The sequence below is a fragment of the Paraburkholderia phenazinium genome (assembly GCF_900141745.1).
Classification (GTDB): domain Bacteria; phylum Pseudomonadota; class Gammaproteobacteria; order Burkholderiales; family Burkholderiaceae; genus Paraburkholderia; species Paraburkholderia phenazinium_B.
Map to the genome: position 1 here is coordinate 844,186 of NZ_FSRM01000002.1, position 12,372 is coordinate 856,557.

Here is a 12,372-nt window from a genome sequence, read left to right on the forward strand (position 1 = left end):
CTACTGTCTCATGCAAACGGCATGGACCGCCCGAATCGCCTTCGGTCCCGATCGACAGCACGCGACCCACAGCGGACCACTGCCTTTGCCGACAGCAGACATTCAAAAGACGAATCGGACGATGGTTATGAGGCCTCACGCAGCCACGTAAGATAGAGGAACAGCCAGCAAGCAAGACCGCTCACTACCCCAACGGGAGCAACGAGCCGGATCAGCACGCTGAATGCGAAATGTTCGTTGTCAACGCGGGGAGACAAAAAGATCATGCCCGCCCAGAGGCCCACGGACAGCACCACGCCCATAGTCGCGAAATAAAGCCAGTGCCGCGTTCCGACTTTGTTGGCAACGATCATTCCGGCTACGTAGAAGGGGAAGATCGGCAACGCAAAAATCGCGAGGCCCAATAGGGCAGCGCCCAGCTCAACTCCGAAAAAGTGAGGAATGCTGAACACAAATCCGTGCTTTGCGGCGACACCAGGGAGTTGCGTACTTCCGACAATAAGGGCTGGAATAAACGTCATCGCACCCGCAGCCACGGCTATCGGATACGCGATGACTGACCGACCTAACGTGATGAATTGCCCATGCTTTGCCATTGCAACTCCAATGCGGCATTCGAAATGGTTCAGCCGACGCATCTGCGATTGTCACCAGACTTGATGCCCATGTCGAATGCCTGTTCCTGGCCGCTCCCGGCCTGTCCGCGATCGGCGGCACGCGACCCGATACAGTCTCTCACTCTCGTACGAAGCGGACATTGGCCATGCTGTGTTGGCACAATGAATGATGTACGTTCTAAGTGAACGCGTCCATCGTCTTTACGCCTGGCTGAGCTTCTCACGTCGATTTACAAGATACATTTGCCCACCCATTCCTCAAGAAGCGGGCGAGGTGTTCTGCGGGCATCAGATCGAGACCTACCGCCGCGAGCGTTTTCTCACGATGCGCGGCGTGCTTGCACGCCAGCTCGACTTCGGCAGCGGTTATTCGGGAATCTACAAGTCACAGGTCACCAAGCGCCGATCGAGCGCAGGCGGCAGTTAAACGCGCTGAGAAGCCACAGGGCGATCAACCCGCCGGGCCGGGCCACGGTAGCGCACTGGCGCGCGTGCCTACCTTACGCCCGACTATCTCGTAAATGGCCACATCATCATGCTCGAACGCAGCGGCCCAGCCGCTCAGGTAGTCGCACCAGGTCTGGAAGCTACGGTCATCGACGTGTTGCCGCAGTGCCATCGACTTCGTCCTGAAGTTCTGCTCCCACAAACGCAGCGTCCTCACACAATGCCGGCGCAGGTTCTGAATGTCTGACACCTCTAGTCCACCTTCCCGCATCGCAGTTAACGCATAGCCAAGGTCGGGTAGTTCGTCGTCCGGAAACACATATCCGCCGGAAAACCCGCCACCATCCAGGCCCAACTCGCTGCTAGCTGGTCCCGCCGCCATGATTCCATGACTGACCAGCACGCCATCCGTTGCGAGATGCTCCTGCAAGACGGAGAAGTACTCCCAAAGATCGCCGCGACTGTCGAACTCGAACATGCCCAAGCTCGTGATCCGGTCGAACCAGCCCTCGACATCGGGATAAGCTTGCAAACGGATCTCGACACGGTCGGCCAGGTCTGCTGCCTTAATGCACTCGTTGGCCCGATCGAACTGATTCTTCGACTGCGTAATGCCGACGCAACGCGCGCCGAACTTCTCGGCGGCCCGAATCACCAACGCTCCCCACCCGCAATCGACATCAAGCAGACTTTGCCCCGGCTTGAGCCCGATTTTCGTGAGGACGTGATCGATCTTTTTCAGTTGAGCGGTTGCGAGGTCTTCGTCGCCGTTTTCGAAATAGGCGCACGAATAGACCATGCGCGGATCCAGCAACATTGGGTAGTATTCGTGCGGCATGTTGCGCCGGCGCCTGTCCCGCTCCAGCAGCGCTTTCGCCGCAACCGACTTCAAAACGGCAGAAAGTTTTCGGTGTTCGGACCTTTCGACATTGTATGGCTGTCTCTCACATGGCTTGGTGCGCGCGGACGTGCTCATCCGCGTGCGAACCTCGCTGATCCACCGGCTTACTTTTCCGTCCTGAGGCATCTGTCTCTCCGTTGCCCTGTTGTTTTTCACCGCCGTATATCGGCGTGCTCGCTCGGCATATCTTCCCGCTTGTTGGTCGGTGCGAGGCGCGTGCTGCGCGGAATCCAAACACGGCGGAATTGCTCGTGTTCATGCTCTTCGGCGAACACCGACATCGACGGCTTGAGCAGGTCGTGCCGCGATACGATGCCGAGCAGGTGATACGTTTTCTCGTCTTCGACCACGGGAACACGGTCGAGTCCGGTTATAGCGAGGCGAGCGGCCACGCTTCTACAGGTCTCTCCTGGTAGCGCGATGTCGGGCCGCGTTTGCCCGAAGAACGTGCCAAGCGGAGCACCGGCTTTTTCCGGAGGAATCCGGTCGAGCAGCGTCCGGTCTGCCATGCCCACCAGGATTCCGGAGTCGACAACCGGATAGGCACGATACTTCTGCCCCGCCCCGAAATAGTCTCGGAGTACCTCGGCGACCGTCGTTTTCGCGTCGATTGTCACGATGGCGCGGGTCATGACCTCTTCGACATAATGTCTTTCGAGTGGATCGATGCTGTACTCGCGATAGATGTGATAGCCGCGGCGGGCAATCTTTTCTGTCAGAATCGAGCGGCGCATGAGAAGGACCGTGAAACCATAGGCGACTGCGGCGGCCGCCAGCAGCGGCAGCAACGCATTCCCGTCGCCCGTCAGTTCGAACGCAAACACGGAAGCCATCACGGGCGCGCGCATCATGCCGCCGAGCGCAGCGGCCATGAAGATGAGCGGCCAGACCGCAGGCTCGCCTCCAGACATGTACGGGCCGACGATGGCGCCCACGCCTGCGCCCATCATCAGCAACGGAGCCAGTACGCCACCGGATGTGCCCGAGGCCAGGGCAATGACCCAGATGATGGCCTTGACCAGGACAATCGCGATCACGATTTTCACAGCAAGGTGATTTTGCAGCAGGTCTCCGATGACGTCGTAACCAACACCGAGCGTGCGCGGCTGAAAATAGCCGCCGATACCGACCGCGATTGCACCCAATGCCGGCCACCACATCCAGTGGATCGGCAACTTGCCGAATATATCCTCCACCTTGTAGAGCCCCGTGGACAATCCCCAGGACAACGCACCGGTGATCACACCCGCGATGGCCGACGACACGAGACCCATCGGACCGAGCGGCAACGTATGCAACGGGAACAAAGGCCCGCTGCCTAAAAACAGCGGCCGGGTGAAACCTGCCACAGCACACGCGATGGCGACCGGCAAGAGGCTGCGAGGCCGCAGTTCGAACAGCAGGAGCTCAATGGCGAGCAGCACAGCCGCAACCGGTGTGCCGAACACCGCGGTCATGCCGGCCACCGCGCCCGCCACCAGGAGTGCCTTTCTTTCGGCACTCGACAGATGGAAATATTGAGCAATGAGCGAACCGATCGCTCCGCCCGTCATGATGATCGGTCCTTCCGCACCAAAGGGTCCGCCGCTGCCGATCGCGATCGCCGAGGCGAACGGCTTGAGGATCGCCACTTTCGGCGACATCTTGCTCTTGCCGAACAGAATGGCTTCGATGGCTTCGGGTATGCCATGACCGCGAATCTGCTCCGAACCGTACCGCGCAATCAATCCCACCAGCAGGCCGCCAATTACGGGAATTGCAACGACGATTAGTCCAAGCGTGTTCTCCGACGGCGAATGGTTCGCCGTGGATATCGTCTGATAGAAAAACAGGTTCGTGAAGAAGCGGATCAGGTGCAGCAGAAAATCGGCGGCGACGGTGCTCAACGCGCCGCCGGCCGCCGCAATGGCACTGATACGCAGAAGCCGGACATCTGTTGCGAAGTCGCCTTTGTGCTCGCTCATGATTACCCTTGCCTGACAGCCAATGATCGATAACATGTGGACGCTATATATATCATAATGTGATGTAATTTGCACAACGCTTATGAGTTTGTCCTTGCTCCCGTCACCGGGTGATCTGCCGGGATGCACGCAAGTCCTCGGCGTCAGCGTGCGGTTGTAAGCGTAGTCTTTTGGTTGGCTGTGGACGGTACTGTCTGTTCGTACGGGTCCGCAACTGTGCTCGGTCGACCGCGAAAGCGGACCCTGCGAACCACGCACGTGAGCTGCAATGTAATAACTCTCATGCCAGGGATGCGACGCTCATCGTCGCGAATTGAATGGCCGCATGCCGGGCGGATCGGACGTCTGAACGTCCGATCGACGTCGCATGTGAACGACGGTCTGCGGTCCGGCTACTGCCTGCTTCGTTTTGGCGTATGCCCCCAGAGATTTGCAAGCTCGGGATCTGCGCAGCGCAGCCGGAAGCGAATGCAACCGGGCAACCCCTGATTCTTCACCGGGGTTCTCATCGCATAGGAGCTCACAGCGGGAATTACATTAACAAGTGCCCTGCTGATCGAGTTTGGTTAGAACCTTATCGCACAAGGGCAAATCGCCGCCTATCAAGGATCTGCAACGATTCACGCACCGCGCATCGTCGAATTGACGGGTCTATTGATGCAACGTTGACAACTTTATTGCGTTCTACGGCAGCCTGACGAGGACCACCAGCCGCCTGTAACGGACAGCAAATAACGGGGCGCGCATAGGGCTACCACTTATTTCAGGACTTGCGCTTGCCCGCTGTAGGGCATCAATAACGCCTGTGCAAACGATTCGCACGACTCATCCTCCGTCGAGCCTTTGGCCACCGAATACACCTGCGCCACGGCAGCGCCGGCGGTTGCCGGTTTGCACCGTTGCCCGGAGAGGTGCCGTTACGCCCGTCCGCCAATGTCTCGCGTGGGCGCGAAGCCGGTTCCCAATCGGCATCATTGAGGAGGTCACACAGGGCGGCACCCAGCACGCCCCACACAACCAATATGGCAATCAGCCATACCGAAGCATTGTCGGCGTTCATAGTCAGATCCACCTATGCTGGAAACGCGCCAGTCGACAGATATCGATCGCCGCGATCACAAACGACAAACACAATCGTTGAATTCTCAACCTCATGCGCAATACGCAGTGCGACGGCGCATGCACCCCCTGCGGAAATGCCGCAGAAGATTCCCTCGATCGCGGCGAGCCGCCTGGCCGTGGTTTCGGCGGTCGCCTGACTGATCGACTCGGTTCGATCAATCCGCCCGGGCTCGAAGAATGCAGGCAGGTATCCGTCGGACCACTTGCGTATGCCGGGAATGCGCGAACCCTCTTCAGGTTGCGCCCCGACAATCTGGACGGCGGGATTCTGCTCTTTCAGAAACCGGCTCACGCCCATGATGGTCCCTGTGGTGCCCATCGCAGACACGAAATGCGTAATCCGTCCCTGCGTTTCGCGCCAGATCTCCGGACCGGTTGCTTCGTAATGTGCGAGCGGATTATCGGGATTGGAAAACTGATCGAGCACAATCCCCCGGCCTTCCCGCTCCATCTGCGCAGCGATGTCCCGCGCGCATTCCATGCCTCCGTTGGCCGGAGTCAAAATGATTTCTGCGCCGTACGCGGCCATGCTGCGGCACCGCTCCACCGACACATCCTCCGGCATCAGCAGCACCATCCGGTAGCCGCCCAGGGCGGCGATCATGGCGAGCGCGATACCTGTGTTTCCGCTGGTGGCTTCGATCAGCACGTCGCCGGGCCGGATGCGCCCGCGTTGCTCGGCCCCCCTAATCATCGACTGCGCCGCGCGATCCTTGACTGAACCCGCTGGGTTGTTGCCCTCCAGCTTGCCGAGAATGACGTTGTTGCGCGCCCGAATCAGCTCGTCCGGCAGACGGACAAGTTCAACCAGGGAGGTGTTGCCGATCGTGGTTTCAATCGTCCTGTAGGTCATATTCCAGAATATTGACGAGGGTGGGTCACGCAGACTGTTGGTGGGCCGGATCTGACCAACCCAGCCGATCAAGCGCGCGCGGAGGTCGCCTCTGCCCGCGTGTCAGTCTCCTGGTCTTCCCGCTCCATAGCAACCAGCACCGCGCAGGAAACCCGGTCCAGCAGCAACCCGTCGTTTTTGCCGCTCCACCAGCGCTTAAGCAGGCCGGTGCGTTGATGGCCGATGACGACCAGGTCGACTTTGAGCTGATTGGCGAAAAACGGAATCCGTTCCAGCGGATCGCCGATCGCGAAATGGGCGGTGGCGATTACACCGCGCGCTGCAAGCTTCGCTATTCCATCACGAAGGATCTTCTTTGCAGACTGCTCAAGGACATCGAACGGCACGGCAGACGCGATCTCGGCCGCTTGCACCCACGCCGCGCTATTCAGCACGGCAAGCAGGTGAGTTTCGGCCTTGAGTTGTTCCGCCAAGGCAGCCCCGTGGCGCAACGCCCTTCGTCCTTCACGCGTTGAGTCATAACAGAGCAGGATGCGGCCGAATGCGGGCATATCGACACTGCCTCCGATTCAAGACCGTTGCCATTCAATTGCGGCGTAGCCGCTACGCAACCACACACTGCTCGTGAGCGCGGTCGCCCCACTCAAAAGCCCGCTGCACCTTACCTCTATTATATATCACTTTATGATATATGTCTCGCGCACCGCGGCAATGCCTCGACAACAGGAAGGGCTCGGGCAGCAGGTAACGCCAGCGGTGCGATTCAAATCATCCCGTCCGCCGCACTGGCGGAAAACGCTTCGCACTGCGGTTAAACGTAACGCGGCGGAACCGCTCTCTCTTGTGTTCGTCTTCGAAATGCGCGAGAGACGGCTTGATCAGATCGCTTCGCGAGACGATCCCGACCAGACGGAGCGTCTGCCTGTCGGCAACCACGGGCAAACGTTCGAGACCATGGACTGCGAGCCGCGTCGCGACCAGCCTGCAGGTTTCATCGGGCAACGCAACAATCGGCGCGTTTGCGCTCAACAGATCGGCAAGGCGCGCATCGGACGCCTGGGCGGCCCCTGCGGTCCCTTTATCACGAAACTGCTCTAGCGCCGCGCGGTCTACCATGCCGGTCACTACACCGTCCTTGAGCGCCGGATAGGCTCGATGCGTTTGCGTGGTGCCAAAGAATGTCGTCAGCGCCTCGCTCACCGGCAGGTTGGCGTCGATCGTCTCGACGGACCGGGACATCACCTCGTCGACGTAGTGGCGTTCGAGCGGATCGACACCATACTCCCGGTAGATGTGGTATCCGCGGCGAGCGATCTTCTCCGTCATGATGGAGCGCCGCATGACCACGGTCGCAAAGCCGTGTGCCACGAGCGTAGCGGCCAGGAGCGGCAACAACGCGTTGCTATCGTGCGTCAGGCCAAACGCAAACACGATTGCCGTGAGCGGCGCACCAAGCGTTGCACCGAGTGTCGCTGCCATGCAAACGAGCGGCCACAGCGCTGGTTCGCCGCCTGGCAGCACGTGGCCAAACACGGTGCCAAGTCCTGCACCCAACATGAGCAGCGGAGCGAGCACCCCGCCCGACGTGCCGGAGCCCAGCGCAACCACCCAGATAATGGCCTTCACAACCAGAATGGCGATAGCGACCTGCAGCACGACATGCTGATGCAGCAGGTCTCCGATCACGTCGTAGCCCACGCCAAGCGCGCGAGGTTCGAGAAATCCGCCGATCCCCACCACAAGGCCGCCGAGCGCGGGCCACCACATCCAGTGAACAGGCAGCTTGCCGAACAGGTCTTCGGTCTTGTACAAAGCAGCGGACAGGCCGGAGGCTAGCGCCCCGCTCAACAGGCCGGCAATCACGCATGACACGAGCGAGAGCGCGCCAGGAGGCGCCGTTTCGAGGGGAAACAGCGGACCTGTACCGAAGAATGCCGCGCGCGCAAAGCCCGCGACTGCGCACGCCAGTGCAACCGGCAAGAAGCTGCGCGGCCGCCATTCGAACAACAGCAGTTCAACCGCCAGCAGCACGGCGGCCACGGGCGTCCCGAAGACTGCTGTCATACCGGCAGCCGCACCGGCCACCAGCAGCGTTTTGCGTTCCGCCGACGTCACCTTCACGCACTGCGCGATCAGCGAACCGAGTGCACCGCCTGTCATGATGATCGGGCCTTCGGCACCAAACGGGCCGCCGCTGCCGATCACGATGCCGGACGACAGCGGCTTGAGAATCGCGACTTTCGGTGACATGCGGCTCTTGCCGAACAGGATAGCTTCGATTGCTTCCGGAATACCGTGGCCGCGGATTTTCTCCGAACCGTAGCGCGCCATAAGACCCACGATCAGGCCACCCACCACCGGTATCACGATCACCCAGCCACCGAGCGTGTTCAGTGCCGGCGATCGATCCGCGAAAGAGAACGCACCGAAGAAAAACAGATTTGTGAACAGGTGAATCAGGCTCAGCAGCACAAACGCCGCGAGCGTGCTGAGCGCGCCAATCGCTGCCGCTAGCAAGGAAATTCCAGGAAGCCGCGCGTTGGACGAGAAGTCGCGCTTATGCGTATCGTGGTTCATGGTTACTCAACGTCGATCTGGGGAACCTTGAAGGCACCCTTGAGGGATTTCAATTCGGCACGATGCATTTCCGCCAGACGGGAGAGCACCTGCTCGCCCGCTTTTAGCAGATGAACCTCGACCTGGCGGCGATCGGTGTCGCTGATCTTGCGCCGGACGAGATCAAGCGCCTCACAACGGGACACGAGGGCGACCACGCCGTGGTGCTGCGACTGGAGCCGTTCCGCGAGTTCGCCGATGGTCGCCCAGTCGCGCTCCGGATAGCCCTTGATATGCAGCAGCAACAGGTACTGCAAAGGGGTAATGCCTTCGCCCTGCGCGGCCTGCTCGGAAAATCGCTCGAAGCGGCGCATCTGGTAGCGAAACTCGGACAGTTGCTCGAAGTTCGTCTTGGTCAAACCGCGCGCGAGTGTTTTCATCGGAGTCCCGGTGTAGAAGGCAAAAGTGCGATTATATCGCTTTATGATATTTACATCTGAAACCGACCGAGGCACAGGGACAACGGCTACGCTGCGCGCTGCTGCCCGTTATATGTCTGGCGGTACAGGCCCGCAATCAGATCCGCCTCGGTAATCATCCCGGCGAGTCGCTCCTCGACATCCAAGACCGGAATATGGTGGTGTCCGTCGTTTGCAAAAAGGGGCAACAGTTCCGCGAAAGATGTATTCGCAGTCACGGTACGCACGTCGGGATTCATCAATGCGCCAACCACCGGCGCCAACGCCATGCCTCGCCTGATCCAGCGTTGCACCAGCGGCGGCAGAATCGACGCGCTCCCGAAGGCCCGTTTGTCAACGAGGTCAGCGCGCGTGACGATGCCGATCACGCGCCGTTCCGCATCGATGACGGGGAGCGCCTTGATACCGTGCTCCTTGAGCAGACCCCATGCCTGCGAAGCCCGCGTCGTCGCTGATACGGCCACCAAGGGGCTTGACATGATATCGGCGCAACTCAGTTCGCCGACCGTGCGCGCATAGGCCTGCAACTGGACATCGCGCAGCAGCGATTCCAGATCGTCGACGTTGATGTCGAGCAATTCGCCGCGCCGGTTCAGCGCCGCATCAAGGTCCGCGCGCGTGAATCCGGCCGCAGGTGCCGCCGGAGATCCCGTTGCACGCTGACCCACACCCGGATGTGCGACGTGCGGATAACGATGCCCAGTGGCCGCGTGGTACACGATAGCGGCGACCAGAAGCGCCGCAGACTGCATGGCAATGGGCTCAGCGACAAAACGGTAGCCCAGAGCGTGAACGGCCGGACCACCGAGGACCGCAGTCAACGCGACTGCGCCCGACGGGGGGTGGACACAACGCAGCGCGAACATCAGGCAAATCGCCAGCGCGACGGCCAGCGCGGCGGCGCCGACCGGATTGGCGATCCAGCTTGCACAGGCGACACCCACCGTAGCGGAGACGAGATTGCCGCCAATGATCGACCACGGTTGCGCAAGCGGACTTGCCGGCACCGCAAACAGCAACACGGCCGACGCGCCCATTGGCGCAACCAGCAGCGGAATGCTTGCAGCCGGTCCGAGCAGGACGTGCATGGTTCCGCCGGTAAACGCGATCCCAAGCAACGCACCGAGGCACGATCTCAAGCGTTCCGGCCAACGGACGGCGATGAGACTGGGAAGAAAGCCAGATAACCAGCGGGAAACAGCGTAGGAGGACAAGATTGGACCGGGCGTGGGTAAATGGCATGACGCGGGAAGGGACTACACCTTAAGGTCTAACCCTCCCGAAGCGAAAGAACGTCTTGTCATTATTATATTTCATTGTGATATAAAAGCGGATTCTGAGCCGATCGCTGGTGGCAGAACCGGGACCTCCAGCGGCCCGCCTCCGCGTTCGGCGGTCACACGGCGCCCCGACGGACGGCCTATCCGGCTTGAATATGTCATATCATGATCTAAAATGAAAGCAGGCCTTCTCGTGACTGATGTTTGAGCACAGGCAGTCCGGATGAAATTACAAGGATGATTCGCCCGGATTGCGTGCGCCCATGGGGACGCCACGTTCGCTCGAATGCACAAATCCGGTCATCCTGAAGGCCTCGACTGTCGTCACGGAAGACAATCATCCGTTGCGACGGATCGCGCCAGGCCACAAGGAGCTATCATGCTGATCACGTTTCAAACGCCCGCTGCGCCAGATGTAGTAATGCTTAGGGATCTCGCCCAGTATTTGCTGGGGCTCGTCGGCAAGCGACTCGATACGCGCGGCGTCATCCTGCACGATGAACTGCCCCTCGCAATCAGCCGGCTTGAAGCGGCAATCTCGGACGACGAAAAAGCGGAGATTGTTCTCGAATCGTTTCAGTACTCGCGCGAGCACCACCAGCAATCGGGCAGTGGGCTGTCGCAACGGGCGTGGCCGTTTCTCGACATGTTGCGCGAAGCCCGAAAACAGAATGCCGATATCATCTGGGGGCTGTAGAAGCCCATTGCAGTGTGGATGGAGGTCTGGTAGACCTAAGTCAGATGGGCCAGCAACGACATACTGTCGATATAGTCTTTCGCAATCGCAGTGGCAATTTTCAAAGCGTCTCCTGAGCGCGCAAAGACCCTTTGTTTCGGATCACATAGCAGCTTTCGATGTGACCCGGTGCTGTCTTGCCACTCGATAACGGCCACCGGCTGATAGACGACGCCCAACTGCGCGCCTTCGCCAGCATCCCGATCGATCTGCGCACCCGCGTAGATCTGGCACGACCGGTATTCTTCGTACGCGTACCTGTTCATCACACACCCGTTTAAAATCTTGCGCGAGACTTAATCGGCAACCTCGAACAGAACACCGCACGACACGCGCTCAAGCAGAAGCGCATGATTTTCTCCGGTCCACCAGCGCGCAAGGAAGCCGCGCTGATGGTGCCCAATAACGATCAGGTCGACCTTCAACGAATTGGCAAGGCGCGCTATCTGATCCACGGCGTTTCCCACCGCCGCATGCCCTGTCGCGCTCACGCCCCATGCTCTCAGCCTGTCGATCCCTTCCTTTAGCGTTTCTCTTGAGGCTTCCTCATCAATCTCGAACCTGGCGGACGACACGACGTCGAATCCGCTTGACCAGTACGTGCTGTCGAAAACTGACAGCACGTGCGTCTCGGCCCCTAGCTGTTGCGCAAGCAGCGCGCCGCGGCGCAACGCGAGTCGGCCTTCAGGCGTCGCGTCATAGCACAGGAGAACCCGGTCAAACAGGACCATCTGTATCCCCTCTACAATCGGCCAACGCGCACCTCCCTTCCGTGGCAGCGAGTCAGACGATCATCGGCACCGCTTCGATAAGAGCAACGCCCAACAACGCGCCAACGGCCGCACCAATTAACGCGGGGTGCCAACGGTTGAGCCGCAGGGCTTCCCCCAGATTGCCAATCAGTATCATCCCAAGGATGGTCGTGATTGCCACCAGAAATCCCACGGACAAATCATGTCGGAAAAGCATTCGTCCTCCTCTTGCCGCTCGTTGCCGGCAGTTTTTATTATATGTCATGTTGTGATATACGCAATCGTGACTTCCGTATCACGATTGACGCGTCAAAAATGACGAAGGCCACCTGGCAGAACAGACTTGGCCTGCCACGCGGCCCTTGTCCTGCCGGAAAGACAGGTTGGCGAAACCTATCCCGTCTGCCCATGACTCCCCTTCTTACTATCCAGATGCTCCGTCTGCGCAGCCGCATGGCGCGCACTGCTTAGGTTCACGGAGTCATTGTGCCAGGTCCGTCGGTCATGGAAGCGCCCAGCGCGGCAGGTGATCTCATAACGCGCACGTTTGCGGCGTTCGCTCAGTCCGAACGCGATCAACTGATGGAGCGCACGCACGCCAATGTCGCACAGGCCAAGGCAGAAGGCAAAATCTCCGGTCGAATGTTATCGCTGACGGCCACGCA

General features: G+C 59.9%; 13 protein-coding genes and 1 pseudogene. 3 read left to right on the forward strand and 11 right to left on the reverse strand.

The window, feature by feature from the left end; genetic code table 11:
- Positions 1 to 125: 125 nt before the first annotated feature.
- Positions 126 to 596 carry a hypothetical protein gene (locus BUS06_RS23810; RefSeq protein WP_074266879.1) on the reverse strand — a complete coding sequence of 157 codons (471 nt, stop codon included), beginning with the start codon at positions 594 to 596 and terminating at the stop codon, positions 126 to 128.
- A 187-nt stretch (positions 597 to 783) separates the two neighbouring features.
- Between BUS06_RS23810 and BUS06_RS37510 the strand changes: the two genes are divergently transcribed.
- Positions 784 to 1,044, forward strand: a complete 261-nt coding sequence (locus tag BUS06_RS37510; protein WP_143787645.1) for a hypothetical protein — start codon at positions 784 to 786, stop codon at positions 1,042 to 1,044.
- Between the two features lie 24 nt (positions 1,045 to 1,068).
- Here the strand turns inward: BUS06_RS37510 and BUS06_RS23815 are convergent, their stop codons facing one another.
- The 7 genes from BUS06_RS23815 to BUS06_RS23845 all read right to left on the reverse strand — a co-directional run bounded on the left by BUS06_RS23815 (position 1,069) and on the right by BUS06_RS23845 (position 10,153).
- Entirely contained in the window at positions 1,069 to 2,040 is a 972-nt protein-coding gene (locus BUS06_RS23815; protein ID WP_083611776.1) for an SAM-dependent methyltransferase, read from the reverse strand.
- A gap of 77 nt (positions 2,041 to 2,117) precedes the next feature.
- Positions 2,118 to 3,929 carry a chloride channel protein gene (locus BUS06_RS23820; RefSeq protein WP_074266880.1) on the reverse strand — a complete coding sequence of 604 codons (1,812 nt, stop codon included), beginning with the start codon at positions 3,927 to 3,929 and terminating at the stop codon, positions 2,118 to 2,120.
- A 1,072-nt stretch (positions 3,930 to 5,001) separates the two neighbouring features.
- Complete coding sequence (cysM, locus tag BUS06_RS23825; RefSeq protein ID WP_074266881.1) at positions 5,002 to 5,904, reverse strand: cysteine synthase CysM; 903 nt, start codon at positions 5,902 to 5,904, stop codon at positions 5,002 to 5,004.
- Positions 5,905 to 5,972: 68 nt separating this feature from the next.
- Positions 5,973 to 6,455, reverse strand: a complete 483-nt coding sequence (locus tag BUS06_RS23830; RefSeq protein ID WP_074266882.1) for a universal stress protein — start codon at positions 6,453 to 6,455, stop codon at positions 5,973 to 5,975.
- 217 nt (positions 6,456 to 6,672) lie between these two features.
- On the reverse strand, positions 6,673 to 8,481 hold the full coding sequence (locus BUS06_RS23835; RefSeq protein ID WP_074266883.1) for a chloride channel protein: 1,809 nt from the start codon (positions 8,479 to 8,481) through the stop codon (positions 6,673 to 6,675).
- Between the two features lie 2 nt (positions 8,482 to 8,483).
- Positions 8,484 to 8,900: a MarR family winged helix-turn-helix transcriptional regulator gene (locus BUS06_RS23840; protein WP_074265355.1), complete on the reverse strand. Its 417-nt coding sequence runs from the start codon at positions 8,898 to 8,900 to the stop codon at positions 8,484 to 8,486.
- A gap of 86 nt (positions 8,901 to 8,986) precedes the next feature.
- Complete coding sequence (locus tag BUS06_RS23845; protein WP_074266884.1) at positions 8,987 to 10,153, reverse strand: HPP family protein; 1,167 nt, start codon at positions 10,151 to 10,153, stop codon at positions 8,987 to 8,989.
- 445 nt (positions 10,154 to 10,598) lie between these two features.
- On the opposite strand from BUS06_RS23845, the gene BUS06_RS23850 reads away from it, so the two are divergent.
- Complete coding sequence (locus tag BUS06_RS23850; protein WP_074266885.1) at positions 10,599 to 10,916, forward strand: DUF1840 domain-containing protein; 318 nt, start codon at positions 10,599 to 10,601, stop codon at positions 10,914 to 10,916.
- Between the two features lie 35 nt (positions 10,917 to 10,951).
- On the opposite strand, the gene BUS06_RS23855 is transcribed toward BUS06_RS23850, so the two are convergent.
- From BUS06_RS23855 to BUS06_RS23865, 3 genes are read right to left on the reverse strand one after another with little or no spacing between them, the layout of a single operon-like run.
- Positions 10,952 to 11,221, reverse strand: a complete 270-nt coding sequence (locus BUS06_RS23855) for a hypothetical protein (RefSeq protein ID WP_074266886.1) — start codon at positions 11,219 to 11,221, stop codon at positions 10,952 to 10,954.
- A gap of 30 nt (positions 11,222 to 11,251) precedes the next feature.
- Positions 11,252 to 11,686 carry a universal stress protein gene (locus BUS06_RS23860; protein WP_074266887.1) on the reverse strand — a complete coding sequence of 145 codons (435 nt, stop codon included), beginning with the start codon at positions 11,684 to 11,686 and terminating at the stop codon, positions 11,252 to 11,254.
- 52 nt (positions 11,687 to 11,738) lie between these two features.
- Positions 11,739 to 11,924: a hypothetical protein gene (locus tag BUS06_RS23865; protein ID WP_074266888.1), complete on the reverse strand. Its 186-nt coding sequence runs from the start codon at positions 11,922 to 11,924 to the stop codon at positions 11,739 to 11,741.
- Positions 11,925 to 12,211: 287 nt separating this feature from the next.
- Here BUS06_RS23865 and BUS06_RS38820 point away from each other — a divergent pair.
- Positions 12,212 to 12,325: pseudogene (locus tag BUS06_RS38820) on the forward strand (hypothetical protein); the annotation flags it as partial.
- Between the last annotated feature and the right edge of the window lie 47 nt (positions 12,326 to 12,372).